This is a genomic window from Pedococcus sp. P2_A3, from assembly GCF_056405035.1.
Map to the genome: position 1 here is coordinate 1 of NZ_JBFUCW010000035.1, position 24875 is coordinate 24875.

Annotated in this window: 29 protein-coding genes; 21 read left to right on the forward strand and 8 right to left on the reverse strand. The window is 72.0% G+C overall.

From position 1 onward, the window contains the following. Nucleotides 1-121: 121 nt before the first annotated feature. Nucleotides 122-655 carry a YceI family protein gene (locus AC1DX8_RS19995; RefSeq protein WP_477631706.1) on the reverse strand — a complete coding sequence of 178 codons (534 nt, stop codon included), beginning with the start codon at nt 653-655 and terminating at the stop codon, nt 122-124. 117 nt (nt 656-772) lie between these two features. On the opposite strand from AC1DX8_RS19995, the gene AC1DX8_RS20000 reads away from it, so the two are divergent. From AC1DX8_RS20000 to AC1DX8_RS20035, 8 genes are read left to right on the forward strand one after another with little or no spacing between them, the layout of a single operon-like run. After that, nucleotides 773-1324: a MarR family winged helix-turn-helix transcriptional regulator gene (locus tag AC1DX8_RS20000; protein ID WP_477631707.1), complete on the forward strand. Its 552-nt coding sequence runs from the start codon at nt 773-775 to the stop codon at nt 1322-1324. A 51-nt stretch (nt 1325-1375) separates the two neighbouring features. Further along, nucleotides 1376-2743, forward strand: a complete 1368-nt coding sequence (gene hemL, locus AC1DX8_RS20005; RefSeq protein WP_477631708.1) for a glutamate-1-semialdehyde 2,1-aminomutase — start codon at nt 1376-1378, stop codon at nt 2741-2743. Continuing rightward, complete coding sequence (locus tag AC1DX8_RS20010; RefSeq protein WP_477631709.1) at nt 2740-3390, forward strand: histidine phosphatase family protein; 651 nt, start codon at nt 2740-2742, stop codon at nt 3388-3390. The genes hemL and AC1DX8_RS20010 overlap by 4 nt, the downstream gene beginning before the upstream one ends. Then, the gene (locus AC1DX8_RS20015) at nt 3387-3992 is read left to right on the forward strand and encodes a TlpA family protein disulfide reductase (RefSeq protein ID WP_477631710.1); all 606 of its coding nucleotides are present in this window, start codon (nt 3387-3389) and stop codon (nt 3990-3992) included. Before AC1DX8_RS20010 ends, AC1DX8_RS20015 begins: the two co-directional genes overlap by 4 nt. Before the next feature lie 11 nt (nt 3993-4003). Then, nucleotides 4004-4756 (forward strand): cytochrome c biogenesis CcdA family protein, encoded by a 753-nt coding sequence (locus AC1DX8_RS20020; protein WP_477631711.1) that lies wholly within the window; start codon nt 4004-4006, stop codon nt 4754-4756. A 1-nt stretch (nt 4757) separates the two neighbouring features. Further along, nucleotides 4758-6392, forward strand: coding sequence for a cytochrome c biogenesis protein ResB (gene resB / locus AC1DX8_RS20025; protein ID WP_477631712.1), 1635 nt, complete (start codon nt 4758-4760; stop codon nt 6390-6392). Further along, nucleotides 6389-7348: a c-type cytochrome biogenesis protein CcsB gene (gene ccsB / locus AC1DX8_RS20030; protein ID WP_477631713.1), complete on the forward strand. Its 960-nt coding sequence runs from the start codon at nt 6389-6391 to the stop codon at nt 7346-7348. The genes resB and ccsB overlap by 4 nt, the downstream gene beginning before the upstream one ends. Beyond that, nucleotides 7349-7648, forward strand: a complete 300-nt coding sequence (locus AC1DX8_RS20035; protein ID WP_477631714.1) for a DUF4229 domain-containing protein — start codon at nt 7349-7351, stop codon at nt 7646-7648. Nucleotides 7649-7675: 27 nt separating this feature from the next. On the opposite strand, the gene AC1DX8_RS20040 is transcribed toward AC1DX8_RS20035, so the two are convergent. The 3 genes from AC1DX8_RS20040 to menE all read right to left on the reverse strand — a co-directional run bounded on the left by AC1DX8_RS20040 (nt 7676) and on the right by menE (nt 10099). After that, complete coding sequence (locus AC1DX8_RS20040; protein WP_477631715.1) at nt 7676-8551, reverse strand: 1,4-dihydroxy-2-naphthoate polyprenyltransferase; 876 nt, start codon at nt 8549-8551, stop codon at nt 7676-7678. A 63-nt stretch (nt 8552-8614) separates the two neighbouring features. Then, nucleotides 8615-8902, reverse strand: a complete 288-nt coding sequence (locus tag AC1DX8_RS20045; RefSeq protein ID WP_477631716.1) for a PLDc N-terminal domain-containing protein — start codon at nt 8900-8902, stop codon at nt 8615-8617. Between the two features lie 12 nt (nt 8903-8914). After that, nucleotides 8915-10099 carry an o-succinylbenzoate--CoA ligase gene (menE, locus tag AC1DX8_RS20050; RefSeq protein WP_477631717.1) on the reverse strand — a complete coding sequence of 395 codons (1185 nt, stop codon included), beginning with the start codon at nt 10097-10099 and terminating at the stop codon, nt 8915-8917. 66 nt (nt 10100-10165) lie between these two features. Here menE and AC1DX8_RS20055 point away from each other — a divergent pair, with 66 nt between their 5' ends. Next, nucleotides 10166-10618, forward strand: a complete 453-nt coding sequence (locus tag AC1DX8_RS20055) for a hypothetical protein (protein WP_477631718.1) — start codon at nt 10166-10168, stop codon at nt 10616-10618. A 92-nt stretch (nt 10619-10710) separates the two neighbouring features. On the opposite strand, the gene AC1DX8_RS20060 is transcribed toward AC1DX8_RS20055, so the two are convergent. The 3 genes from AC1DX8_RS20060 to AC1DX8_RS20070 all read right to left on the reverse strand — a co-directional run bounded on the left by AC1DX8_RS20060 (nt 10711) and on the right by AC1DX8_RS20070 (nt 12397). Continuing rightward, on the reverse strand, nt 10711-11649 hold the full coding sequence (locus tag AC1DX8_RS20060; protein WP_477631719.1) for a 1,4-dihydroxy-2-naphthoyl-CoA synthase: 939 nt from the start codon (nt 11647-11649) through the stop codon (nt 10711-10713). A 77-nt stretch (nt 11650-11726) separates the two neighbouring features. Continuing rightward, nucleotides 11727-12152, reverse strand: coding sequence for a TA system VapC family ribonuclease toxin (locus AC1DX8_RS20065; protein ID WP_477631720.1), 426 nt, complete (start codon nt 12150-12152; stop codon nt 11727-11729). Then, nucleotides 12149-12397: a CopG family ribbon-helix-helix protein gene (locus tag AC1DX8_RS20070; protein WP_477631721.1), complete on the reverse strand. Its 249-nt coding sequence runs from the start codon at nt 12395-12397 to the stop codon at nt 12149-12151. Before AC1DX8_RS20070 ends, AC1DX8_RS20065 begins: the two co-directional genes overlap by 4 nt. 157 nt (nt 12398-12554) lie before the next feature. Between AC1DX8_RS20070 and AC1DX8_RS20075 the strand changes: the two genes are divergently transcribed. Continuing rightward, nucleotides 12555-13526, forward strand: coding sequence for a hypothetical protein (locus AC1DX8_RS20075; RefSeq protein WP_477631722.1), 972 nt, complete (start codon nt 12555-12557; stop codon nt 13524-13526). Here AC1DX8_RS20075 and AC1DX8_RS20080 read toward each other — a convergent pair. After that, nucleotides 13523-14005 (reverse strand): glutathione peroxidase, encoded by a 483-nt coding sequence (locus AC1DX8_RS20080; RefSeq protein ID WP_477631723.1) that lies wholly within the window; start codon nt 14003-14005, stop codon nt 13523-13525. The genes AC1DX8_RS20075 and AC1DX8_RS20080 overlap by 4 nt on opposite strands. 235 nt (nt 14006-14240) lie before the next feature. Between AC1DX8_RS20080 and AC1DX8_RS20085 the strand changes: the two genes are divergently transcribed. The 11 genes from AC1DX8_RS20085 to menD all read left to right on the forward strand — a co-directional run. Then, on the forward strand, nt 14241-14804 hold the full coding sequence (locus AC1DX8_RS20085) for a CHRD domain-containing protein (RefSeq protein WP_477631724.1): 564 nt from the start codon (nt 14241-14243) through the stop codon (nt 14802-14804). 61 nt (nt 14805-14865) lie between these two features. Continuing rightward, nucleotides 14866-15870 carry an o-succinylbenzoate synthase gene (locus AC1DX8_RS20090; RefSeq protein WP_477631725.1) on the forward strand — a complete coding sequence of 335 codons (1005 nt, stop codon included), beginning with the start codon at nt 14866-14868 and terminating at the stop codon, nt 15868-15870. Nucleotides 15871-15920: 50 nt separating this feature from the next. After that, nucleotides 15921-17144, forward strand: coding sequence for an ATP-grasp domain-containing protein (locus AC1DX8_RS20095; protein WP_477631726.1), 1224 nt, complete (start codon nt 15921-15923; stop codon nt 17142-17144). 12 nt (nt 17145-17156) lie between these two features. Continuing rightward, nucleotides 17157-18134, forward strand: a complete 978-nt coding sequence (locus AC1DX8_RS20100; RefSeq protein WP_477631727.1) for a type 1 glutamine amidotransferase family protein — start codon at nt 17157-17159, stop codon at nt 18132-18134. Further along, complete coding sequence (locus tag AC1DX8_RS20105; protein ID WP_477631728.1) at nt 18131-19279, forward strand: alpha/beta hydrolase-fold protein; 1149 nt, start codon at nt 18131-18133, stop codon at nt 19277-19279. The genes AC1DX8_RS20100 and AC1DX8_RS20105 overlap by 4 nt, the downstream gene beginning before the upstream one ends. Before the next feature lie 26 nt (nt 19280-19305). After that, nucleotides 19306-20028 (forward strand): esterase family protein, encoded by a 723-nt coding sequence (locus tag AC1DX8_RS20110; protein ID WP_477631729.1) that lies wholly within the window; start codon nt 19306-19308, stop codon nt 20026-20028. After that, nucleotides 20025-21410 carry a M20/M25/M40 family metallo-hydrolase gene (locus AC1DX8_RS20115; protein WP_477631730.1) on the forward strand — a complete coding sequence of 462 codons (1386 nt, stop codon included), beginning with the start codon at nt 20025-20027 and terminating at the stop codon, nt 21408-21410. The genes AC1DX8_RS20110 and AC1DX8_RS20115 overlap by 4 nt, the downstream gene beginning before the upstream one ends. Continuing rightward, nucleotides 21407-22168: a VOC family protein gene (locus tag AC1DX8_RS20120; protein ID WP_477631731.1), complete on the forward strand. Its 762-nt coding sequence runs from the start codon at nt 21407-21409 to the stop codon at nt 22166-22168. The genes AC1DX8_RS20115 and AC1DX8_RS20120 overlap by 4 nt, the downstream gene beginning before the upstream one ends. 91 nt (nt 22169-22259) lie before the next feature. Then, nucleotides 22260-22556 carry a hypothetical protein gene (locus AC1DX8_RS20125; RefSeq protein ID WP_477631732.1) on the forward strand — a complete coding sequence of 99 codons (297 nt, stop codon included), beginning with the start codon at nt 22260-22262 and terminating at the stop codon, nt 22554-22556. A 53-nt stretch (nt 22557-22609) separates the two neighbouring features. Then, nucleotides 22610-24121, forward strand: a complete 1512-nt coding sequence (locus AC1DX8_RS20130) for a PGAP1-like alpha/beta domain-containing protein (protein WP_477631733.1) — start codon at nt 22610-22612, stop codon at nt 24119-24121. A gap of 33 nt (nt 24122-24154) precedes the next feature. Further along, the coding region (gene menD / locus AC1DX8_RS20135) for a 2-succinyl-5-enolpyruvyl-6-hydroxy-3-cyclohexene-1-carboxylic-acid synthase (protein ID WP_477631734.1) at nt 24155-24875 on the forward strand (721 nt) is incomplete at its 3' end.

Sequence of the window (24875 nt, forward strand, 5' to 3'; positions counted from 1 at the left end):
CCTGAGCGCCCCCTGGGGCGCTCAGGTTGCAGGACGAAGGCGGGGGGAGGGAGACGCGGACATGACGAAGGGCCGGTTCCCCCGAACCGGCCCTTCGTCCGTCTGTGCAGCTGCGTGCTGGTCAGGCAGCCTTGGTGAGCTGGATGTCCAGGTTGAGCTTGACCTTCTCGGAGACGAGCACGCCGCCACCCTCGAGGGCGACGTTCCACTCCAGGCCCCAGTCCTTGCGGTTGATGTCGGCGGTGGCCTCGAAGCCGGCCTTCTCGTTGCCCCACGGGTCGGTGGCCAGGCCGGTGAACTCCAGGTCGAAGGTGACCGGCTTGGTGACGCCCTTGATGGTCAGGTCGCCGGTGAGGGAGTCGGGGGTGACCTCGGTGGAGGTGAAGCTCATGGTGGGGTTGGCCTCGGCGTCGAAGAAGTCGCCGGACTTGAGGTGGGTGTCGCGGTCCGCGGAACCGGTGTCGACGGAGGCGATCTGCGCCACGGCGGTGACCTGCGAGTCGGTGATGTCGTCGCCGACCTTGACGGTGCCCTCGAACTCCTTGAACTGGCCACGGACCTTGGTGACCATGAGGTGACGGGCCACGAAGCCGATCTCGCTGTGCGAGGCGTCCACGGTCCAGGTGCCGGCGGGAAGGTCGTTGATGCTTGCCATGAGAATCTCCTGTGGGGGGTGTCTGCGTCCGGGACGGTCCCATCCGCTTGATCCCTTCGAACGTACCAGACATCATTTATATTTCAACTAACCGTCCACCTGTCATACTTCCTGCTCATGAGCACCCCACCGGGTGAGCCGCAGTGGCTCAGCGAGGACCAGCAGCGGGCCTGGCGTGCCTATCTGCGGGGGAGCCGCCTGATCGAGGAGGCCCTCGACCGCGACCTGCAGTCCCACGGGGTGCAGCTGACGGAGTACGAGATCATCTCGATGCTCTCCGAGAGCCCCCGGCGCCGGCTGCGCATGTCGAGCCTGGCCGACCTGGTGGTGCAGTCCCGGAGCCGTCTCACCCACACCGCCACCAGGCTGGAGAAGCGTGGCTGGGTCGTGCGCGAGTCCTGCCTCGACGACAAGCGTGGCGTCGAACTGGTGCTCACCGACCGTGGCTGGCAGGCCGTGCAGGACATGGCGAGGGTGCACGTCGCCAGCGTCAGGCGGGCCGTCATCGACCCCGTGCCCGCTCCGCTGTTCCAGGCCCTGGGCGAGGCGATGGATGCGATCCGCGCCGCCTTGGCGCCCGGCGGCGACGACGGCGAGCACCCGGCCGTGGCGCGCGAGGCCAAGGCCCACGAGGCGCAGCCCGCGGCGCAGGGTGTGCCCCGGTCCTGACTGCCCCGCCCCCGGCGGGAGCACTCAGGTGCGGCTGGGACAATGACACCCATGACTGACGCCACGAGTGGCCCGATGACGGCATACCCGTATGACGCCCCGGCCTCGCAGGCCCTCCTCGAGCGGGCCCTGGCGGTGACGCCGGGGGGCGTGAACTCGCCGGTCCGCGCCTTCCGTGCCGTCGGTGGGACGCCGCGGTTCATGGTGTCCGGTGAGGGCCCCTACCTCACCGACGCCGATGGTCGCGAGTACGTCGACCTGGTCTGCTCGTGGGGTCCGATGATCCTCGGGCACGGTCACCCGCAGGTGCAGCGCGCCGTTCTGGAGGCCGCGGCCCGTGGTTTCTCCTTCGGGACGCCCAGCGAGAACGAGGTGGCGCTGGGGGAGGAGATCGTCCGCCGGGTCGAGCCCGTCGAGCAGGTGCGGCTCGTGTCGAGCGGCACCGAGGCGACGATGAGCGCCATCCGCCTCGCCCGCGGCTACACCGGGCGCTCCCTCGTCGTGAAGTTCGCCGGCTGCTACCACGGGCACGTCGACTCGCTCCTGGCCCAGGCCGGCTCTGGCGTGGCGACCTTCGCGCTGCCCGACTCGGCCGGCGTGCCGAAGGAGATGGCCGCCGAGACGATCGTCCTGCCCTTCAACGACCTCGCCGCGGTGGAGGCCGCCTTCGCCGAGCGGGGTGGTGAGATCGCTGCCCTGATCACCGAGGCGTCGCCGGGCAACATGGGCGTCGTGCCACCCGCGCCGGGCTTCACCGAAGGACTGCGACGCATCACCGCCGCCCACGGCGCCCTCCTCATCTCCGACGAGGTGATGACCGGCTTCCGCTGCAGCGAGGCGGGGTGGTTCGGCCTCGAGGCCGGTGAGCACGGGTATGCCGCGGGCGCACCGGACCTGTTCACCTTCGGGAAGGTGATGGGTGGCGGCTTTCCCGCCGCGGCCTTCGGTGGGCGCGCCGATGTGATGGCGCTGCTCGCCCCCGTCGGGCCGGTCTACCAGGCGGGCACCTTGTCCGGGAACCCCGTCGCGACCGCTGCCGGTCTGGCCACCCTCCAGCTGTGCACGCCGAGCCTCTACGCCCGCCTCGACGAGGTCGCGGACGCGCTCACCGCAGGGCTGCACGAGCACCTCGGCGCGGCCGGCGTGCCCCACGTCATCCAGCGGGCCGGCAGCATGTTCAGCGTGTTCTTCCGTGCCGGCGCGGTGCGCGACTACGACGAGGCGAGGGCGCAGCACGTGCCGGCCTACGCCGCGTTCTTCCACTCCATGCTGAGCCACGGCGTCTACCTCCCGCCGAGCGCGTTCGAGTCGTGGTTCGTCAGCGGGGCCCACGACGAGGCGGCGGTCGACCGGGTGCTCGCGGCCATCCCGGCCGCGGCGTCGGCGGCCGCAGAGGCGTTTGCGACAATCGACTCGTGACCAGCCAAGCCGACCGCACCGTGGTGCACCTCATGCGCCACGGCGAGGTGCACAACCCCGAGGGCGTCCTCTACGGACGCCTCGACGGCTACCACCTGTCCGACCTCGGTCACGAGATGGCCCGCACCGTCGCCGACCACCTCGCCGACCACGACGTCACCCACGTCGTGGCGTCCTCGCTGCTGCGCGCACAGGAGACGGCCACCCCCGTCGCGGAGGCCCACGGGCTGCCGATCACCACCGACGACCGGGTCATCGAGGCGGCCAACGCCTTCGAGGGCCAGCTCGTGGGTGCCATGAAGCCGCTCGACTTCGTGCACCCCTCCCACTGGTCCAAGCTGGTCAACCCGCTGCGTCCGTCCTGGGGCGAGGCCTACGCCGAGATCGCCGCGCGCATGTCGGCGGCCATCGCCGACGCCCGAGCCGCCGCCCGCGGCCACGAGGCGGTGATCGTGTCGCACCAGCTCCCGATCTGGACCGTCCGCAACGCCCTGATGGGCAAGCGGCTCTGGCACGACCCCCGCAAGCGGGAGTGCCGCCTGGCCTCGCTGACCACCCTCACCTACGTCGGCGACGACCTCGAGTCGATCACCTACTCGGAGCCGGCTGCCTCGCTCCTCGCCCAGTCCATGGGGGGCACGGGGTGAGGCTCGGACGACGTATGCCGCGGGCCGCGGCTCTGCTCGCCGCCCCCCTCCTGCTCGTGGCCCTGGCTGCCTGCAGCGATGACCCGAACTCCATTGCGGCACAAGCGAAGTCGGGCAACCGCCAGGGCTACATCTCGGGCGACGGGGCCATCGAGACCATCGCCGTCAGCCAGCGCAAGAAGCCGATCGCCCTGACCGGCACCACACTCGACGACAAGCAGTGGTCGTCGCAGGAGGCCGTGGGCAAGGTGGCGGTGCTCAACCTGTGGGCGTCGTGGTGCCCGCCGTGCGAGTCGGAGGCGCCCGACCTGAAGGCAGCGGCCGAGAAGCTGACCGCGGGTGACAAGCCGGTGGTCTTCATGGGCATCAACTACCGCGACAACCCCGACTCCGGTCGGGCCACGGCGGCTCGGTGGGGCATCCCCTTCCCCTCGCTCGACGACCCCAGCGGCAGGACCATCCTCTCCCTACAGGGCAAGGTGACCTCGCCGCCGACGACGCTGGTGCTCGACCGCCAGGGCCGGATCGCCGCGCGGGTCAGCGGGACCGTCAGCACGTCGACGCTCACCGGTCTCGTCGACGACGTCCTGGCCGAGCAGTAGAACGCGACCCGATGACTGCTGATGCCGCGAACGCCGTGACCTCCGGTGCCCTGCCGGTGGCGATGGCGGTGGCCCTGGTCGCCGGCATGGTGTCGTTCGCGTCGCCCTGCGTCCTGCCCCTGGTGCCGGGGTTCCTCGGCTACGTCACCGGACTGTCCGACGAGTCGCTCGCCGACCGCAAGCGTCACCGCATGGTACTGGGCGCCCTGCTCTTCGTGCTCGGGTTCACGGTCGTCTTCATGACGACCACGGTGATCATCGCCGGGGTGGGCTCCGCCCTCATCGAGCACCGCGACCTGCTCATGCGGGTCGGCGGCGTCGTGGTGATCCTGATGGCCCTGGTGTTCGTCGGCGCCGGGTCGCAGCGCGAGCTGAAGCTGCACCGCCGCCCGGCGTCCGGGCTCGCGGGAGCGCCGCTGCTCGGCGCGGTCTTCGGCCTGGGCTGGGCGCCGTGCACCGGCCCCACGCTCGGGGCGGTGCAGGTGCTCGCGACCGCCTCCGGGAACGGGTCGGCGGTGACCCGTGGGGTCGTGCTGGCCCTGCTCTACTCCCTCGGGCTGGGCGTGCCCTTCCTGCTGATCGCCGCGGGCTACGAGCGCTTCGGACGGGTCTCGGCGTTCCTGCGGAGCCGGCAGCGCGGCATACAGCTGTTCGGCGGCGCGCTGCTCTTCGTCGTCGGCGTCCTGCTGGTCACCGGGCTCTGGGACTCGCTGACGCGCCACCTGCAGACCACGCTCGTCAACGGCTTCCAGACGGTGATCTGACATGGCGGAGACCATCACCCAGCCGACGCTGGGCCGGATCGGCTGGCTGCGCTGGATGTGGCGCCAGCTCACCAGCATGCGCACTGCGCTATTCCTCCTGCTGCTGCTCGCCGTCGGCGCGTTGCCGGGGTCGATCTGGCCGCAGCGCAGCATCGACGCGGCCCGCACGGCCGACTACATCGCCAACCACCCCAAGGCCGGCCCGTGGCTCGACCGCCTCGGCTTCTTCGAGGTCTACGCGTCACCGTGGTTCGCCGCCATCTACCTGCTGCTGTTCATCTCGCTGGTCGGCTGCGTCCTGCCCCGCAGCAAGGTGCACTGGAAGACGATGCGCTCGACGCCGCCCAGGGCACCGGCCCGACCTTCGCGGCTGCCTGCCGGGGGCACGATCGAGCTCGCCGCGAGCCAGCGGGAGGTCGTGGCGGCTTCGCGGGAGCTGTTGCGCGCCAAGCGGTTCCGTCTCGTCTCGCACGACGACGCGTCCCTCAGCGGGGAGAAGGGCTACCTCAAGGAGACCGGAAACCTCGTCTTCCACCTGTCGCTGATCTTCGTCATCGTGGGGGTCGCGATCGGGCACCTGTTCGGCTGGAAGGGCGACGTGATCATCCCCGTCGGCCAGTCCTTCGCCAACACCCTCGCGCGGTATGACACGTTCAGCCCCGGACCGTGGGTGAACCCCGACAGCCTCTCGCCGTTCGAGCTCACGGTCGACCAGCTCGACGCGACCTTCGAGGAGAACGTCACCGGTCGCGGGCAGTTCGGCTCGCCGCGGGACTTCACCGCCCACGTCACCACCCACGCCACTCCGTCGGCGCCCGCGAAGCAGTCGACCATCAAGGTGAACCACCCGCTCGAGATGGACGGCGCCGGTGTCTTCCTCCTCGGCAACGGCTACGCCCCGGTCATCACGGTGCGCGACGCCAAGGGCGACAAGGTCTACAGCGCGCCGACGCCGTTCCTGGCCCAGGACAACAACTACAAGTCCGTCGGGGTCGTGAAGGTGACGGGGGCGCAGCCCAAGCAGCTCGGGTTCTCCGGACTGTTCCTGCCGACCGCCACCATCGACAAGGAGCTCGGGCCGATCTCGGTCTTCCCGGACGCCAAGAAGCCGGCCCTGGCCCTCACTGTCTACGAGGGTGAGCTCTTCCCGGGCGGTCGACCGCAGTCGGTCTACCTGCTCGACACCGCGAAGATGACCCAGCTGAGGAACGCCAAGGGCGACCCGCTGCGCATCTGGCTCGAGCCGGGGCAGACCTACCAGCTGCCCGATGGACGGGGCAGCATCAGCTTCGACGGCGTGCAGAGGTTCGCCGGGTTGTCGATCCGTCACGACCCGGGCAAGTTCGTCACGCTGGCCGCCGCCCTGCTCGCCCTCGCCGGGCTGATCTGCTCGCTGGTGGTGCGTCGCAGGCGGGTGTTCGTGCGGGTTTCGCCTGCCGCGGCGCCGGGTCGTACCGTGGTGTCCGTCGGCGGCCTCGCCAAGGGCGACGACGACGGGCTCCAGGAGCTGGTGGACCGGCTGGTCGCCGACCTGGGGACCCGGTTCGCCCCCGGACCGGATCCGGAGCGCGAGCCCGACGTGGACACCGAGAAGGACCCTGAGCCCGAGCTGGACAGCAGATTGGACGCACGATGACCAACGAGAGCCTGGCCGGCTACGCCAACCTGAGCCTCTACTCGGCGATGGCGGTCTTCACGATCGCCATGGTGTGCCACGCGGTCTACCTGGCTGCGTTGCTCCCCGCGCGCGACCGGCTCCGCGCTGGTGCGGCCGACCGTGACCGCGAGCTGGTGGGGGCAGGAGCCCCCGTGCCGGTCGAGGCGCCCGCCCCGGTCGGGCTCTCTCCGCGCGCAGCCAAGGCGGCCGGCATCGCCTCGACGACGACCTGGCTCGGCGGCTTCCTGCTGCTCATGTCGGTGGTCCTGCGCGGTCTGGCCGTGCACCGCTGGCCGCTCGGCAACATGTTCGAGTTCGCCGTCATGGGCTCGATGTTCACCGTGCTGGCCTACTCGATCTGGTCCACCCGGCGTGACCTGCGGTGGCTCGGGTTGTTCATCACCGGGCCGGTGCTGCTCGTCCTCGGCATGGCCGTGGCGGTCTGGTACACCGAGGCCTCCGAGCTGATGCCCTCCTTGCGGAGCTACTGGCTCGTCATCCACGTCACCGTGGCGACCCTCGCGACCGCCGTGTTCACGATCGGCGCCGCCCTGAGCGTGGTCTACCTCCTCAAGGACGCCTTCGAGCGCTCCGGCAGGGCCAGCGTCCTCGACCGGTTCCCCGAGACGCCGGCCATCGAGCGCACCGCCTACAGCCTGCACATCGTCGCGTTCCCCCTCTGGACCTTCACCCTCATCGCCGGCGCCATCTGGGCCCGTCAGGCGTGGGCGTCCTACTGGAACTGGGACCCCAAGGAGGTCTGGACCTTCGTCATCTGGGTCGTCTACGCGGCCTACCTGCACTCGCGGGCGACCAGTGGCATCAGCCGCCAGACCGTGAGCTACATCGCGCTGGCGGGCTACGCCTGCATCATCGTCAACTTCGCCGTCGTGAACGTGTTCTTCGTCGGCCAGCACTCCTACTCGGGACTGTAGATGCTGCGTTACTCCGTCCTGCGGCTGCTGATCTTCTTCGGTGTGCTGTCGCTCCTCTGGTTGCTCGGGCTGCGCCACCAGGACCAGCAGTGGATGCTGCTCGTCCTCAGTGCGCTGATCTCGATGGTGCTGTCCTACTTCGTGCTGGCCCGGTTCCGGGAGGAGAGCACCGCCGAGCTGGCCCGCCGCATCGAGCGCCGGGCCGAGGCCAAGCAAGCGGGCCGGCCGGCGGTGAGTGGGGCCGACGAAGCGGCCGAGGACGCCGAGGACGAGCGCGGCGGTCCGGTCGAGTACCGCTGACCCGACTCGCCACCGCCGCGCGTTCGCTCAGCTGCTGAGGGCGATCCCGGCGGCGAGGAGCACGGCATACCCGATCTCGAAGAGGCCGGTCGCGGCCAGCACGGGCACGAGGTCGCGTCCGGTGGCGCCCGAACGGAGCGTCTGCAGCGGCCTCCAGAGCAGCCCGAGCGACACCAGGGTGATGAGGGCCAGCGGGTGCTGGAGGGCCACGGCGACGACCATCGCGACGGCGACGAGGACGAGCAGGGCGTAGCACCACCGCGTGCCCCGGTCGCCCAACCGCACCGCGAGGGTCAGCTTGCCGCTCTCGCGGTCGGTGGGGATGTCGCGCAGGTTGTTGACCACGAGGATCGCCGCGGCGATGGCGCCGATGCCCACCGCGCCGGCGACGCCCACCCAGGTGAGCTGCTTCGCCTGCGTGTAGAGGGTGCCGAGGGTGGCCATCAGGCCGAAGAACAGGAAGACGTAGACCTCGCCGAGCCCGCGGTAGCCGTAGGGGTTGTCGCCGCCGGTGTACTTCCAGGCGGCGAGGACCGCCAGCGCGCCGAGGGGGATCATCACCCAGGCCTCGCTGAGGGCCACCAGCGCCAGGCCGACCAGCGCGGCGAACCCGAAGAACGCGAACGCCATCAGCTTGACGTTGCCGGGGTCGGCGAGGTGCTGCCCCACCAACCGCACCGGACCCACCCGCTCGCCGTCGGTGCCCCGGATGCCGTCGGAGTAGTCGTTGGCGTAGTTGACGCCGATCTGCAGACCGACGGACACCAGCAGGGCCAGCAGCGCGAGCCCGAGGTCGGCACGGTTCAGCAGGTCGGCGGCTGCGGTGCCCACGACGACGGGGGCGATGGCGGCGGGGAGGGTGCGCGGACGCGCGCCGGCGATCCACTGGTTCAAGGTGGCCATGGAGGTGGTGTTCTCACTCGCGGTGATCTGTGACGGACGGTGGTGCGGGCAGGTGCAGGTGGTTCAGAGCCTACGGAGGAAGTCCGGGTCGTCGTCGGGGCCACGCGGGGGCGGCGGTCGGTGAGATGGCCCACGCCCGGGCCCCCCACCCGGTCCGCGGCCGGGTGCGCCGCGCTGCGGTCGACCGGCGATGAACCACGCGATCGCCCCGACGATGGGGAAGAGCAGGATCAGCAACAGCCACAACACCTTGGGCAGGCCCCTGACCTGCGCGTCGTCGGTCTGGATGCAGTCGACCACGGCGTAGACGGTCACCGCGATCGTCAGCAGCCAGGGCAGCAGCCGGATCATGACCCCATCGTGTCACGCGTCGGCGGCGAACCGATCGGCGACCGCCAGCCGGTCCGGCTTGCCCGGCCCCCGCACCGGGATCGCAGGCAGCACCAGCAGTCGGCGGGGCAGGGCGTGCGACGGGAGTATGCCGCGCAGCTGCTCGCGCAGGCCGGTCACCGTGGGTGCCGCGGAGGATGCGCCGGAGGTCGGGTGGAGCACGATGGCCGCGCTGACGGCCTGGCCCCAGTCGGGGTCCGGCGTCCCGACCACCACGGCCTCGGCGATGTCGGGCAGGGAGGTCAGGGCCTCCTCGACGAGGCGCGGTGCGACCTTGAGGCCGCCGGTGGTGATGAGGTCGTCGAGCCGGCCGTCCACGTGCCAGCGGCCGTCGCCGTCGCGGTGGCCGACGTCGTCGGTGCGGAACCACCGGGTCCCGTCGTCGGTGGTGGTGAACGCCGCGGCGGTCAGGTCCGGTCGGCCGAGGTAGCCGGTGGCCAGGGTCGCTCCGCCGAGCAGCACCCGGCCGTCGGCGACCCGGACGGTGGTGCCGTCCAACGGCTCGCCGTCGTAGACGCAACCGCCGCAGGACTCGCTCATGCCGTAGGTCGTGACGGCCCGGACCCCGGCGCCCCGGGCTCGAGCCAGGAGGGCCGGCGGGCTGGCGGCGCCCCCGACCAACACGGCGTCGAACCCGGTCAGCGCGGCGGTTGCGGTCTCGTCGGAGAGGAGCCGCAGGAGCTGGGTGGGCACCAGGGAGGTGTAGCGCCGAGCGCCGGGCGTGGCCGTGCCAGCCCGGAAACCGGTGGCCGCGCGGACGAAGGCGTCGGGGGTGAACCCGTTCGACAGGTCGACGAACCCGGGCTCGGTGCCGGCCGAGACGCACCGCAGCAGCACCTGGACGCCGGCGATGTGGTGTGGCGGCATCGCGAGCAGCCAGGCGCCCGCGCCACCGAGCCGCTCATGGGTCGCAGCGGCGCTCGCGATCAGGGCGGCCGCCGGGAGCATCGCCAGCTTCGGGGTACCGGTGGAGCCCGAGGTGCCGACCACGAGGGCGGTCCCCTCGTCGGGGACGGCGCCGTCGGGCACGACCGGTGGTGGCGACGACGCGGCATACGGGAGGACGGCGAAGTCGCCGGCCAGTGCGGCAGCCAGCACGGGGATCGCGGCCACGGCGTCCGGGCCGGCAGCGATGGCCAGCGGTCGCAGCGACGTCACGTGGTCAGGCTAGCCGTCAGGTGGACGGCGCCCGCGCGCGGCGGGACCATGGGATCGGGAGGTGCCATGGACGCCGACTTCGCGGCATACATCGAGCGGGTGCGCGCCCACCGCGGCGAGCTGCGCGACTCGGTCGCGGCCGTGGACGAAGCCCTCGCCTCCCCGATCGCCCGGGGTGGCGCGTGGCGCGAGCGGGTGCGGGCGGCGCTGGCCGAGCTGTCGCACGACTTCCGCGACCACATCGACCTGACCGAGCGGCCGGGCGGGATCTACGACGGGGTGCGGCACAGCGCGCCACGGCTGATCTCGGCGGTGGACCGGCTGACCGGCGAGCACGTGAGCTACGCCGAGGCGATCGCCGGCTACCTCGCGGTGCTGGAGCACGGGGGGACGATCGCCGACCTACCGGCCTTCCGCGAGGAGGTGACGACCCTGATGGGCCAGTTGGTGCGGCACCGGCAGATGGGCGCCGACCTGGTCTACGAAGCCTTCGAGGTGGACCTCGGCGGCTCCGGCTGACGCTGCGGCACGTGTTGCGCGCAGATCGTCACGGCAGGCCCGGATCCGGGGGTCGATGACCATCAGGCAGCAACACGTCGGGGCAGGCCTGCTCAGAAGTACCAGGGGTAGGGCGACCAGTCGGGGTCGCGCTTCTCGAGGAACTGGTCGCGCCCCTCCACGGCCTCGTCGGTCATGTAGGCCAGGCGGGTCGCCTCGCCGGCGAACACCTGCTGACCCATCAACCCGTCGTCGAGCAGGTTGAACGCGAACTTGAGCATCCGCTGCGCCTGCGGGCTCTTGCCCATGATCTCGCGCGCGACCTGCAGCGCGTCGGACTCGAGCTCGGCGTGCGCGCTGACGAGGTTGACCGCGCCCATCCGGTGCATGTCGTCCGCGGAGTAGGTGCGGCCGAGGAAGAAGATCTCGCGGGCGAACTTCTGGCCGACCATCTTCGCCAGGTACGCCGAGCCGTACCCGCCGTCGAACGAACCCACGTCGGCGTCGGTCTGCTTGAACCGCGCGCACTCCCGGCTGGCGATGGTCAGGTCGCACACCACGTGCAGCGAGTGCCCGCCACCGGCCGCCCAGCCGCCGACGACCGCGATGACCACCTTGGGCATGGTGCGGATCAGCCGCTGCACCTCGAGGATGTGCAGGCGCCCGCCCTCGGCCTTGACCCGGCGCTGGTCGACGGTCTCCGCGGTGTCGCCTTCGGCGTACTGGTAGCCCGACCGCCCGCGGATCCGCTGGTCGCCGCCCGAGCAGAAGGCCCACTGGCCGGCGCTGCCCGACCCCTCCGGGCCGGGGCCGTTGCCCGTCAGCAGCACGACGCCGACGTCCGGGGTGCGCCGGGCGTGGTCGAGCGCCTGGTAGAGCTCGTCGACGGTGTGGGGTCGGAACGCGTTGAGCACCTCGGGCCGGTCGAACGCGATCCGCACCGCCCCCACCTCGCGCGCCCGGTGGTAGGTGATGTCGGTGAACTCGAAACCCTCCACCGTGTCCCACGCGTCGGGGTCGAAGGGCTGGCTCACCACAGGCTGCTCGCTCACCTGCGCGAGCCTAGCCAAGCGTCCGGCGAGGTATGCCGCGTGGTGGCCCGCGCGGGACGCCTCACCGTGGTGGCGGCTCAGCCGAGGACGGTGACGTGGAGACCCGGGAACCGTCGGAAGCCGCGGTCGAAGGTGATGAAGTGCGCGCCGAGCTCGATGGCCTGGGCCGCCAGCCACGCGTCCGTGACGTCGTTGCCCTGCAGCTCAAGAGCCGTGACGAGCTCGACGAACCGCTGCCACGCGGGGGCGCCTGCCCACGCCCGCTCGGCCATGGGCGCCGATCGGATGCGCTCGCAGAAGGCCAGTGCCTCCGCGGTCGACGCGGGCTGGGCCTTGATGCGCCGGTTGGTGCAGATGCGCACCGTCGCCGTCAGGGTCTCGTCGATCACCCCGACGGGCTCGGTGCCGGTCAGCGCACGGACCAGGGCCCGGTCCGCCACCGGATGGCGATCGGCGTCGAGGTCCATGGCTGTCACGAAGACGTTGACGTCGAAGATGATCACAGTCGGTCGTTGTCACCCAACGCGTCGGCCAGGGCTTCCTTGTCGAGGATGTCGACGAGGAAGCCGCCGCCGTGATAGCTGGGCAGCGTGAAGTCCCTCCGGCGTCGGTCGTCCGCCTCGGACTGGCGCGCGAGCATCTCCCGGAGGGCCTGCTCGAGGACGCTGCTCACCGTGCGATCGGTGCGTGCCGCCAGGATCTTCGCCTCTCGCAGGAGCCCCTCGTCGATGGTGATCGTCGTCCGCATCGCATCAGTGCATCACAGCGTGCATCATGATGCAAGCGAGATCGGCGCGGTCGCCGGCACCCTTGTGGACAAGTGAGCAGGAGTGTCACCGGGGGCTGTCAGGGTTCTTCCAGAGAGGCGGCCCGGGGGTGGGCCGCCCTGGCAGATGGGGGCAGAGATGAGCCATGTCGACGGCGGCGAGGAGTGGGGCGGCGAGGAGTGGGGCGGCGCGGCGGAGGTGCTGCCGTTCGGCCGACGCAGCACCGACGATCGCTGGGAGGAGCGCCCGATGGCTGGCGCCGGGTCAGCGGACCGGTTGGAGGACCGGTTGGAGGACCGGTTCGACGACGACTTCGATGACGACTTCGATGACGGGTTCGATGACGGGTTCAGTGGCGGATACGGGCCCGACCTCGGTCACTTCACGATGGTCGTCCTGATGGACGACAAGGTCGTGGACACCGTGCGGCGACCCGTCCAGGGCAGTGGCTACGAGTGCGCCGCACTCGAACTGGGGCGGGGAACGCCCCGCCGCCCGCCCCGACCCACGGTGGTGCACGTGCCGATGCAGCCGCGGCACGAGCTGGCCCGCACCTGGTTGCGCTCGCTGGTCGGTGGGCCGGACCAGCTGGAGGCACTGACCACCGAGCCGCTGCCCGACGAACCGCTCGACGTGGGTCTGGTGCCGAGCGACCTGCGCGAGCGAGTGGCCGCGATCGCCGACCGGATCGACGCCGTGGCGCTGTCACTGCTGGGGGTCGAGGGTCGCACCGCCTGCCGACGTCTGCTGGTGCGAGCCGTGGCCGCCGAGCCCGCCCTGCTGCGTGGTCACGACCGCGACGACATCTCGGCAGGGGCGGTGATCCATGCGGTCGCCATGGCCAACGACCTGGTCGGCCCGGGCCGTGCCCTGACGTCGTCCGCCCTGTGGAGGCACATGGGGCTGAGGTCCTCCCCGCACGACCGCGCCCGCAGGTTCGCCCATGCCGTGGCTGGCCCGGACGGCGTGGACGTCGGCCTCGGTCACCCCTACCGCTCCTCCGACACGTGGCGGCTGGGCGCCGCTGACCTCCTGGTCAGCCGGTTCAGGGGTTTCCTGATCAGGCAGCGCGTCCTCGCGGCGCTCGAGCCGGTCGGCCCGCCGGGCTAGGCGGCGAGGGCTTCCTCGAGGTCCTTGGCGATGTCCTCGGGCTTGGTGGTCGAGCCGTAGCGCTTGATGACCTTGCCGTCGCGGCCGACGAGGAACTTGGTGAAGTTCCACTTGATCTTGCTGCCGAGGAGACCGCCCTTCTCCGACTTGAGCCAGTCGAAGACCGGGTGGGCGTCGTCGCCGTTCACGTCGACCTTGGCGAACATCGGGAAGCTCACGCCGTAGTTGCGCTGGCAGAACTCGCCGATCTGGGCCTCGTCGCCCGGCTCCTGCCCACCGAACTGGTTGCAGGGGAAGCCGAGCACGACCAGGCCCTGCTCCTCGTACTGCCCGTACAGCTTCTCCAGCCCCTCGAACTGGGGAGTGAAGCCACACTCGCTGGCGGTGTTGACGACGAGGGCGACCTTGCCGGCATACGCGGACAGGGGCTGCTCCTCACCGGTCAGGGTCGTGGCGGTGAAGTCGGAGAGGGTCGGCACGGGGGCACATCCTTCTGTTCGGGGGGTGCAGCGTGGTGGTCTGCAGCTGGACAAGTATGGGCAATTCGGGAGGCCGGGTCGGTTCAGGGTCGAGGTCGGGCTGATCCCGGGCAGGGGCGATGAACTCCTGCAGAGGGGGATTCGTAGCAACTACCGGGACGGATTCCCGTCCCGGCGCACCGTCCGGGAGATCGGGCCGGGAGAGGCGCTCGACAGAACTGTCCAGGAGGACTGCATGACAACACTCAAGCAGTGGGGCGTGCTCGCCACCGCGGCGGGGCTCGGCGCCGTGGGCGTCGCGGCGTTCGCGGCCGTCGCGTCGGCAGACGGCGGCGGAAGCCAGGAACCGTTCACCATCACCGAGCGACTCAGCGGCTTCCACGAGACCCCGCTGGCCCTGTCGACCAGCGGGCAGGGCTCGATCCGGCTGCGGGTCGACCCCGCGGCGGGCACCATCGCCTACACGGTGCGCTACGCCAACCTCGAGGGCACCGTCACCCAGTCGCACATCCACTTCGGCTCACCGTCGCAGACGGGCGGGATCAGCGTCTTCCTGTGCAGCAACCTCGGCAACGGCCCGGCCGGCACCCCGGCCTGTCCGACGACCAACCCGGGTGAGGTCAGCGGGGTCCTCGACTCCTCGGACGTCATCGGTCCCGCGGCGCAGGGGATCACGGCCGGCCAGTTCTCCGAGCTGCTCGCCGCGATCCGCGCCGACTCCACCTACGCCAACGTCCACAGCACGCTCTACCCGGCGGGTGAGATCCGCAACCAGCTGAGCGCCCACGACGACCACTGACCGCAGGGGATCGCGCCCGGGTCGCCACCAGCGGTCCGGGCGCGTCTGCTGCAATGGGCGCATGACGTCGCCGACCCCACCCGAGCTGCCCCCGCTCGAGGAGCTGCTGGCCGGGTTGCGGGTCGTGTCGATTCCCCTGCGGGTCCGCTTCCGTGGGGTGACGGTGCGCGAGGCGGCCCTGCTGCACGGCCCCTCGGGGTGGGCGGAGTTCTCGCCCTTCCTCGAGTACGACCCGGCGGAGTCCGCCCGGTGGCTGGCTGCCGCGGTCGAGGCCGGCTGGGGGCAGTGGCCCGCGCCCCGGCGCGATCTCGTCCCGGTCAACGCCACGGTCCCGGCGGTCGCCGCCGCCGAGGTGCCCGGGGTGCTGGCCAGGTTCGACGGGGCGACCACCGCCAAGGTCAAGGTCGCCGAGCGTGGGCAGACGATCGAGGACGACGTGTGCCGCGTGGCCGCGGTCCGCGACGTCCTGGGTCCCGGTGGCCGGATCCGGGTGGACGCCAACGGCGGGTGGTCGGTGCGTGACGCGACCGACGCGCTGAGCCGCCTCGCGGCATACGGGCTGGAGTATGCGGAGCAGCCGTGCGCGCAGGTGAGCGAGCTGCGGGAGCTGCGCATCGCGCTGGCCCGCCGCGGGACCGACGTGCTGGTGGCCGCCGACGAGTCGATCCGCAAGGCCGAGGACCCCGTGCGCGTGGCCCGGGAGGAGGCCGCCGACCTGGTCGTCGTGAAGGTGGCACCACTCGGCGGGGTGGCGCGCGCCCTGCAGGTGGTGGGCGACTGCGGACTCCCGGCCGTGGTCTCGTCGGCGCTCGACACGTCGGTGGGCATGGCGGCCGGGGTGGCGCTGGCGGCGGCGCTGCCGGAGCTGCCGTTCGCCTGCGGGTTGGGCACCGTGGCCCTCCTGGACGGCGACGTGACCGGGTCACCGCTCCTGCCCCGGGCGGGCCTGCTCCCGGTCGGGCGCGTGGCGGCCGACGAGGCGTTGCTCGCCCGGTGGGCAGCGTCACCGGACCGCCTCGCCTGGTGGACCGAGCGGGTGCGCGGCTGCTGGTCGGTCCTGGCCTGACCGCCGCGGGCCGCGCGCACTGATCGAGCTGCGTGGCTAGAGTCGGGGCCGTGAACATCGTCTTCGTGGAGCCGGGGTTCCCTGCCAACCAGCGCCGGTTCGCCCTCGCGCTCGCTTCGGTCGGGGCCAATGTCATCGGCATCGGGGAGTCCGACGAGTACACCCTCGACGACGAGCTCCGCGGCGCGATGAGCGGCTACTACAAGGTCGGCTCGGTCACCGACCTGCGGGCGATGACCGAGGCGGTGCAGTTCATCCAGTCCAAGGTCTGGGTCGACGGGCTCGAGGCCACGGTCGAGGCGCACACCATGGTGGCCGCCCAGGTGCGCGAGGCCACCGGCATCCCCGGCACCTCGGTCCGCACCACGTGGCTGTGTCGCGACAAGCCGTCGATGAAGCAGGCGCTGCGCGAGGTGGGCGTCCCCACCGCAGCCTCCGCCGCCATCGACCACGCCCACGAGGCGTGGGCCTTCGCCGAGGCAGTGGGCTACCCGCTCATCCTCAAGCCGCGCGACGGCGCCGGCGCCAAGGACACGATGCGGGTCGACAACGACGCCGAGCTGGCCCACGCGCTCACCGAGTTCGGGTCGCACGGCGCCTCCTCGATCGCCATCGAGGAGTTCGTCGAGGGACACGAAGGCTTCTACGACACCATCGCCAAGGACGGGCGCGTGGTCCACGACTGGACCACGCACTACTACCCCAACGTCCTCGAGGCGATGCGCAACCGCTGGATCTCCCCGCAGTTCGCGACCACCAACCGGATGGCCGACTCGTCGTTCTACGCCGAGGTGGCCGCGATGGGCGCCAAGGTCATCGAGGCCCTCGGCATCGGCACCAGCGCGACCCACATGGAGTGGTTCCACGGCCCCAAGGGCCTGAAGTTCTCCGAGATCGGCTGCCGCCCCCCGGGCGTCGGGTGCTGGGACCTCTACTCCGCGAGCAACGACGTCGACGTCTACCGCGAGTGGGCCCACATCATCACCCACGGGATCCCCGAGTCACCGATGCGCCGCCCCTACGCCGCGGGCATCATCGCCCTGCGGCCCGACGCCGACGGTCACATCACCGGTTACAGCGGCATCGACGAGATCCAGGGGCGCCACGGCCAGTGGATCATCGACGGCCACTTCCCGCCCGTGGGCCACCACACCCAGCCGATCGAGGCCGGCTACATGGCCAACGCCTACGTGCGGATGCGGCACCCCGACTACGACACCCTGCGCGGGATGCTCGACGACGTGGGCCGCACGATCCACGTCCACGCGGGCTAGTCCCGACCCCTGATGCGCACCGTCCTCCTCGGGCCGCAACGGTTCATGACCACGGCCGGCACCGCCCTGCGTTCGCTCGGGGTCGACGGACCCGTCGCGACGATCAACGCGGGCTGGGAAGAGCGCGAAGACGTCGTCGACGAGCTCGACACGGTGCTCGGTGGCGACACCCGGCACCTGCGGCTCTACCACCGCAGCCTCGACGTGATCACCAAGGACGAGGTGTTCGGCAGCGCCGCGCTCGCCTTCCGCGACCGCCACGACGCCCTCCTCTCGCTCTACCGCCTGCGCCTGCAGAACGTCATGGACGGCGTGTATGCCGTGCAGCGCCGCACCCGCGAGGGCGAGGGTCGCGCGCGCGGCGAGGCCTCGGCATACGGGGCGCTGGACGACTCGATCGAGGTCGTCCGGCACGTCGACCGGTGGTATGCCGCTCAGCTGAAGGGGCTCTATGCCGACCTCGACGAGGCGTCGCCGATCGACTCCAGCGGGGTGATCGGCTGGCACCGGGGCGAGCTCGCCGCCCTGCTCGGGCAGTCGGCCGCGGTGGTGCTCACCGGCGGGCACGTCGGCACCTTGCTGCGCACGTTGCGGCTCTTCGCGATCCGGATCCCCGACGAGGTGCCGGTGATCGCCTGGTCGGCCGGTGCGATGGCGCTGACCGAGCGGGTGGTGCTCTTCCACGACCACGGTCCGGAGGGCAACACCGAGGCCGAGGTGTTCGACCGCGGGCTGGGCCGGGTGCAGGGCATCGTGGCGCTGCCGCACGCCCGGCGCCGGCTCCGGCTCGACGACCGGGACCGCTGCGCCGTGATGGCCAGGCGGTTCACCGACCAGCACTGCGTGCTGCTCGACGACGGCACCGCCCTCGAGCTCACCGAGAGCGGCGGCCTACCGCGCGGGGCACGCATCCTCGGCATCGACGGCGCGGTCCACGAGCTCGGGACCAACGGGCTGACCCCAGCGAACGAAAGGCGGGCCGGGTCGTGAGCGAGGGCCGCCTGGTCATCAACCGGCTCCGGGAGCGCCTGCCCGTCGACGACGCGGTGATCGACCGGTTCGTCGCGCGGCACGGCGCGCCCATCATCGAGGGGGAGCGGGCCACCTTCCTCTTCCGCGGCGAGGCCGAGGAGGTGCGCGTGCGCCACCGGGTGGTGGGCCTGCCCGACCCGCTGCCGATGAAGCGGCTGCCGGACACCGACCTGTGGGCGGCGACGACGGTGCTGCCCAGCGGGTCCCGCGTCGAGTACCAGCTCGAGGCCCGCTACGGCGACCGCTACGAGACCTTCAACGACCCGCTGAACCCCCGGGTCGCGCACTCACCGATGGGGTCGAGCTCGGTGTGCGCTGCCACCGGCTACGAGGTGCCCGACTGGGTGCACCACGACCCGGAGGCCCGTCCGGGTGAGATCGTCGAGGACACCTTCCGCTCGAAGGCGCTGCGTCGCGAGCAGCCGGTCAAGCTCTACCTGCCGGCGCGGTACAACGCCTCCCTGCGCTACCCCCTGCTGGTCGTCCACGACGGCGACGACTACCTCAACTACGCGGCGATGAAGACGGTGCTGGACAACCTCATCCATCGGCTCGACGTGGCACCGCTCATCGCGGCGTTCGTCCCGCCGAGGGACCGGCTGCGGGAGTACCCGAACCACGCGCCGCACGCCCGGTTCATCGCGCGCGAGCTGCTGCCCACCCTGGCCGAGCGGCTGCCCCTGGTCGACGACCCCGAGGGCCGGTGCCTGATGGGATCGAGCTTCGGCGGGATCGCGTCCCTGTCGACGGCGGTGCGCTACCCCGGCCTGTTCGGTTCGCTGTTCCTGCAGTCGGCGTCGCTGGTCTTCACCGACATCGGCACCGACCACGGGGGCGGGCCGGCGTTCGACCCGGTGGTGAAGTTCGTCAACCGCTACCGCGCCAAGCCCACCGCGCCGGTCGAGCGGCTGTTCATGAGCTGCGGCATCTACGAACCGCTGATCACCCCCAACCGGTCGATGGTGCAGGTCTTCCGCGGCGCGGGCATGACGGTGAAGTACGTCGAGGCGCGCGACGGGCACAACTGGGAGGACTGGCGCGACCGCCTGCGCGACGGGTTGTCGTGGTTGTTCCCCGGGCCGCAGAAGTTCGTGTACGAGTAGATGAACCCGACCAGATGGAGGACGGCATGAAGGTCACCGAACGCTGGCACTCGGAGCGGATGGGGCGAGACCTCTCGCTCGTCCGCTGGGGCCACTACGGCGTGCCAGTGCTGCTGTTCCCGACCGCCGGCGGCGATGCCGAGGAGGTCGAGCGCCACCACTTGGTCGGCACCCTGGCGCCGATGATCGAGGCCGGCCGCATCAAGGTCTACTCGTGCGACAGTGCCGCGGGGCAGGCGCTCCAGCGCAACGAGGGCTCGCCCGAGCACCGGATGTGGCTGTTCAACCAGTACCACCAGGCGATCGCCGAGGAGGTCGTGCCGGCCATCCACGCCGACAGCTCCCCGCAGGCCGTGGTGCTCGCCGGCGCCTCGATCGGGGCGTTCAACGCGTTCGCGATGATCTGTCGCTACCCGCACCTCTTCGGCGCCGCGATCTGCATGAGCGGCACCTACCACGTCGAGCAGTTCATCGGCGGCGACACCACGGAGGACTGGTACTTCTCCTCGCCGCTGCAGTTCCTCCCCGGGCTGGAGGGTCCCGCGTTGGAGATGCTGCGCCACCGCTACGTCATCCTGGCCTCGGGCAGCGGTCGGTGGGAGGACGTGGGGGAGTCGTGGGCGGCTGCGGATGCGTTGGGACGCAAGGGGATTCCCAACCGTGTCGACGACTGGGGCAGCAGCTACGACCACGACTGGCCGACGTGGTGGGAGATGCTGCCGCTCTACCTCGACGACCTGGTGCCGTGACCGAGGGCACGCTCGCCGAGCGCCTCGCGGCGGCCGTCGACGCGGGTATGCCGTCGGCCCGCGACGACCTCGCGCGTCTCGTCGCGCTGCGCTCGGTGGCCAACCCGGCCATGGAGCCGCGGAGCGAGTGCGTGGCGGCGGCCGAGCTGGTGGGTGAGCTGTTCACGCGGGCCGGCGTGGACGGCATACAGGCCCATCCCACTCCGGATGGCTCGCTCGCCGTGGTCGGCCGCACAGCCGGCCCGGCAGGGGCGCCGACGGTGCTCCTCTACTCGCACTACGACGTGGTGCCGGTCGGCCCGCCAGAGGACTGGCAGACGCCGCCGTGGGAGCTGACCGAGCGCGGAGGCCGTTGGTACGGAAGGGGATCCGCGGACTGCAAGGGCAACCTGGTCGCCAGCGTGCTCGCCCTCCGGGCGCTGAGGGAGGTGCTCGGGGCGTGGCCGGTGGAGGTCGCGGTCGTCTGCGAGGGCTCGGAGGAGCAGTCGAGCGGCGGGATGGAGGCGCTTGCTCGCTCGCGGCCAGACCTGGTGGCGTGCGACGCCCTGCTCCTCGCCGACACCGGCAACATCGAGGCCGGCCTCCCGACTCTCACGACCTCCTTGCGTGGCACGGGCAGCGTGCTGATGACGGTGCGGACGATGTCCCACCAGGCGCACTCCGGCATGTACGGCGGCCCGGCTCCGGATGCGTTGCAGGCGCTGCTCACCGCCCTTGCCAGCCTGCGCGGCGCCGACGGTGAGACCACCATCGATGGCCTCGACCACGACGGCGTGTGGGACGGAGCGCCCTTCGACACCAACCGTTTTCGTGACGACGCAGGGCTGCTCGACGGCGTCGAGCCGCTGACGGGCACGGGCACCGTTGCAGACCTCCTGTGGGCCCGCCCCGCCGCCACCGTGCTCGCCATCGACTGCCCGCCGATCTCCCAGGTGACGGCTGCGGCTCAGGGGGAGGCACGCGCCGTCGTCAACCTGAGGGTGCCCGCCGACACCGACGCGGCGGCCGCCCAGCAGCTCCTGGTCGCACACCTGCGTGCCCACACGCCCTACGGTGACGTCGAGATCAGGCCGGTCTCGCTGGGGCAGGGTTTTCGGGCCCGCACCGACGGGCCCGCCTACGCCGCGATGCGGCGAGCCATGCGCACGGCCTTTGGTCGCGACGCCGTGACCACCGGCCAGGGCGGCTCGATCCCGTTGGCCACCGCCCTCGCCGAGCTGGTGCCCGACGCGGAGATCATGCTGCTGGGCGTCGAGGAGCCAGCGTCGCGCATCCACGCCCCCGGCGAGAGCGTCGACCCCGAGGAGCTCCGGCGCACAGCCCTGGCGCAGGCCCTCTTCCTCGCCGACCTCGGTGGGCTGCTGACGGAGGAGGGGTCATGAGGGTCCGCTGGGTCTGGGCCTTCCTCGACCTCCCCGAAGAGGGGTTCGGCGAGGCAGTCGACTACTGGCGCTCGGTGACCGCGACGGTCGTCTCGCCGCTGCGCGGTGCCCGCGAGGAGTTCGCCACGCTGCTCCCCGCCGACGGCTCGGCGTGGGTCAAGGTGCAGCGGGTCGGTGGGCGCGGCGGCGTGCACCTCGACCTCGACGTGCAGGAGCCCCTGGAGACGGCGCGCGACGAAGCGGTCGGGCTCGGTGCCGAGGTGCTCGCCGAGGTGCCCGACGACGACGGAGTGCTGGGCGTGGTCGTGTGTCGCTCGCCCGGTGGTTTCGTCTTCTGCCTGACGAGGTGGCGGCCGCACGAGTCAGCTGCCGGCCAGGTGCGATCGGGAGCCCAGACCCTGCTCGACCAGGTCTGCCTCGACGTCCCCAGCTCCGGGTATGCCGTCGAGCTCGACTTCTGGTCGGCGCTCACGGGGTGGGAGGTCCGGACCGGAAGCGTCCCCGGCTTCGCGAGCCTGCGCCGGCCGGACGGCATACCGGTGCGGTTGCTCGTGCAGCAGCTCGTGGAAGGCGACGGAGACGTGCGGGCGCACCTGGACTTCGCGTGTCTGGACCGAGAGGCCGAGACGGCGCGGCACGTCGCCCTCGGCGCCGCCGTCGAGCGCGTCGAGGCCGTCTGGACGGTGCTCACCGACCCCAGCGGGCGCCGCTACTGCCTGACCGACCGGGACCCTCTCACCGGACTGGTAGCGGGCTAGGCCGTCCACAGGCGCGGGCCTCGCGGCCGTGGCTCCACAGGCGGGTCGGCGGCGGTTCGGTGGGGAACGCCGGACCCGACAGCCTTGCGGCATGGTGGGGGACCCAGAACAGATCAGGATGGTGGCTGCTCGGCTGCGGGCCGACGGCGAGCGCGTGAGGGGCCTGGCCGCTCTCGTGCTGGGCGCGGGTGACGTGGCGTGGAGGTCGCCCGCGGCCCACCTGTTCCGGGCCCGTGTGGCCGAGCGGGTGCACGGGCTGCGGCGCTGTGCGATGGACCTCGATGCGGCGGCACGGCTGGTCGAGGTGCACGCCGACGCGGTCTCGGCGGCGAGGTCGGAGCTGGCCAGGGCACTCGGGGTCGCGGCGCGGGTGGCTGGCCGACGATGAGGACCGCCAGCTGGAGGGCTACCCGATGAGGGCGGCCAGATGAGGGCCACCCCGTGACGGCGGGCCACGGCGACGGCCGGGGCTCCGTCGACCTCCGGATCCGAGGTGGCACCGGTGGCGTGAGCGTCGGGCTGGACTCGCTCGCGCAGGCGTCCCGTGTGCTGGCCTGGGTGGCGCAGGAGGCCGCCGCGGTCGTGGGTCTGGTGGCCCGGGGTGCGGCCGACGCCGACGTGGTGGCGGGCGCACTGCTCAGCCCTGCGACGGGGGCGGTGGCCGAGGAGGCCCTGCTCGCGGTGGCCGGCCCGCTCGGGCTCGGCGCGGAGGTCGCGGCGCTGGTCGAGCTCGCTGCGACCGTGCGGGCCGCCGTGGAGACGTACCGCGCTGGTGAGGCCGCAGTGAGCGTCGCGGTCGAGCGCTCCCAGGACGCCGTGCTGTGCGCCGCAGGACGGCTGGTTCCCGAGCTGCTCGTGGGGGTCCTCACTCTCGACGCGCTCGGGGTGGACGTCCCGACGCTGCTCGACCGCGCGGTCTTCGAGCATCCGGAGATCGCCGACGTCGCCGGCGGTGCGGAGGGCCTGGTGCTGGGCCTGCGGTCGAACCCCGTGACGGCGCCCCTGGTCCGCAGTCGACCGCGTCCAGAGGAGCCCGGCGACCCATCCACCGCGGGCCCCTCCGCCGTGGACGGCCGCGATCGCGACTACGAGCGCGGTGTGCAGACGCTGGCCGACTCGGCGGCGGTCTGGGGGCTGCTCGACGACAGGGGCCGCGCCCAGGTCACCGCGGAGCCGTCGCCACGGTCGGGAGCACGGCCCCCGCGCAGCCTCCGGGACCTGGCCGAGGACCAGGGCAACGTGGGCAACGGCGAGGAGTACGCCGGGCACGTGCGCGTCATCGAGGTCCCGCAGCGGCACGGGTCTGCATGGGTGGTGGAGATCAGCGGCACCCAGGAGTGGGACCCGCACGCGGGCGAGACGCCGTTCGACCTCACCACCGACGTGCGCTCGATGGCGCAGGAGGGCACCGTCCTCGCCGACGCGGTGCAGCAGGCCCTCGCGCAGGCCCAGGTCGACGCGGCCGCCCGCTCATCGGGGGACCCCTTGGCCGGCCGGTCGGGGGTCCTCGAGCCCGGACCCGTGATGCTGGTCGGGCACAGCCTCGGCGGCATCGCGGCGGCGGGCCTCGCGTCGTCGCCGTCGTTCACGGCCCGGCAGCAGGTCACCCATGTCGTCACCATGGGGTCGCCGGTCGGCCGGATGCCGGTGCCCCCGACCGTCCACGTCCTGTCGCTGGAGCACGCGCGTGACGCCGTGCCGCGGCTCGATGGCCAGGCGAACCCGGACCGGGCGACCTGGGTGACGGTGACCCGCGACGCGCACGACGGCGGTGTCGACAGGGCCAGCCAGACCCATGACCTGCGCGAGTACGTCGAGACCGCCTCCCTGGCCGACCGTGCGACCGACCCGTCGGTGGTCGACTGGCGTTCCTCGAGTGCGGCGTTCTTCGCGGGTGAGGCCCACGGGGAGCCGGTGATCCGTGACTACGTGGTCAGGCGGGTCCGCCCATGAGCAGCTGGCGCCGCTGGTGGCACAATCCGACCCGTGAACCCGTCCACCGCGCTCGCGACGGTCCTGGTGGACGAGCTGGTCCGACGCGGGGTCCGCCACGCGGTGCTCTGTCCCGGCTCGAGATCGGCGCCGTTGGCCTACGCCCTGCGGGCGGCGGAGCGTGCGGGCCGGATCCAGCTGCACGTACGAGTGGACGAGCGATCAGCCGGGTTCCTGGCACTCGGGCTCGCCAAGCTGACCCGGGTGCCGGCGGTGGTGGTGACGACGTCGGGCACGGCGGTCGCCAACCTCCACCCTCCCGTGCTCGAGGCGCACCACGGGGTGGTGCCACTGGTCGTGCTCTCCGCGGACCGGCCCGTCGAGCTGCGTGGGACGGGCGCCAACCAGACCACCGTCCAGCCGGGGATCTTCGCCGACGCCGTGCGCTGGTCGGTCGACCTGGCTGCACCGGCAGGTGCGACCGGCGAGGTGGAGCGGTGGCGCGAGATCGCCGCAGCCGCGGTGCACCACGCCACGGGTGCCCCGGACGTCGGCGAGCCGGGGCCGGTCCACGTCAACGTCCAGCTGCGCGAACCGCTCGTCCCGACCGACGATGACCGGTGGCCCGAGTCGCTGGGGGAGTCGCCAACGCGGGGCGCGGTCGCCACGACCTCGCCCACAGCGCAGCCCTCGCCCTCGGCGCAGCCCTCGCCCTCGGCGCAGCCCTCGCCCTCGGCGCAGCCCTCGCCCTCGGCGCAGCCCTCGCCCACGACGC

What these genes read in the sequence shown, in the direction of transcription:
- AC1DX8_RS20055 (WP_477631718.1), top strand. Translation starts at nt 10,166, where the DNA reads ATGGACGCCGACTTCGCGGCATACATCGAGCGGGTGCGCGCCCACCGC.
- AC1DX8_RS20000 (WP_477631707.1), top strand. Translation starts at nt 773, where the DNA reads ATGAGCACCCCACCGGGTGAGCCGCAGTGGCTCAGCGAGGACCAGCAG.
- AC1DX8_RS20125 (WP_477631732.1), top strand. Translation starts at nt 22,260, where the DNA reads ATGGTGGGGGACCCAGAACAGATCAGGATGGTGGCTGCTCGGCTGCGG.
- hemL (WP_477631708.1), top strand. Translation starts at nt 1,376, where the DNA reads ATGACTGACGCCACGAGTGGCCCGATGACGGCATACCCGTATGACGCC.
- AC1DX8_RS19995 (WP_477631706.1), bottom strand. Translation starts at nt 655, where the DNA reads ATGGCAAGCATCAACGACCTTCCCGCCGGCACCTGGACCGTGGACGCC.
- resB (WP_477631712.1), top strand. Translation starts at nt 4,758, where the DNA reads ATGGCGGAGACCATCACCCAGCCGACGCTGGGCCGGATCGGCTGGCTG.
- AC1DX8_RS20070 (WP_477631721.1), bottom strand. Translation starts at nt 12,397, where the DNA reads ATGCGGACGACGATCACCATCGACGAGGGGCTCCTGCGAGAGGCGAAG.
- AC1DX8_RS20110 (WP_477631729.1), top strand. Translation starts at nt 19,306, where the DNA reads ATGAAGGTCACCGAACGCTGGCACTCGGAGCGGATGGGGCGAGACCTC.
- AC1DX8_RS20040 (WP_477631715.1), bottom strand. Translation starts at nt 8,551, where the DNA reads ATGGCCACCTTGAACCAGTGGATCGCCGGCGCGCGTCCGCGCACCCTC.
- AC1DX8_RS20045 (WP_477631716.1), bottom strand. Translation starts at nt 8,902, where the DNA reads ATGATCCGGCTGCTGCCCTGGCTGCTGACGATCGCGGTGACCGTCTAC.
- AC1DX8_RS20120 (WP_477631731.1), top strand. Translation starts at nt 21,407, where the DNA reads ATGAGGGTCCGCTGGGTCTGGGCCTTCCTCGACCTCCCCGAAGAGGGG.
- AC1DX8_RS20090 (WP_477631725.1), top strand. Translation starts at nt 14,866, where the DNA reads ATGACGTCGCCGACCCCACCCGAGCTGCCCCCGCTCGAGGAGCTGCTG.
- AC1DX8_RS20020 (WP_477631711.1), top strand. Translation starts at nt 4,004, where the DNA reads ATGACTGCTGATGCCGCGAACGCCGTGACCTCCGGTGCCCTGCCGGTG.
- AC1DX8_RS20035 (WP_477631714.1), top strand. Translation starts at nt 7,349, where the DNA reads ATGCTGCGTTACTCCGTCCTGCGGCTGCTGATCTTCTTCGGTGTGCTG.
- ccsB (WP_477631713.1), top strand. Translation starts at nt 6,389, where the DNA reads ATGACCAACGAGAGCCTGGCCGGCTACGCCAACCTGAGCCTCTACTCG.
- AC1DX8_RS20085 (WP_477631724.1), top strand. Translation starts at nt 14,241, where the DNA reads ATGACAACACTCAAGCAGTGGGGCGTGCTCGCCACCGCGGCGGGGCTC.
- AC1DX8_RS20075 (WP_477631722.1), top strand. Translation starts at nt 12,555, where the DNA reads ATGAGCCATGTCGACGGCGGCGAGGAGTGGGGCGGCGAGGAGTGGGGC.
- AC1DX8_RS20100 (WP_477631727.1), top strand. Translation starts at nt 17,157, where the DNA reads ATGCGCACCGTCCTCCTCGGGCCGCAACGGTTCATGACCACGGCCGGC.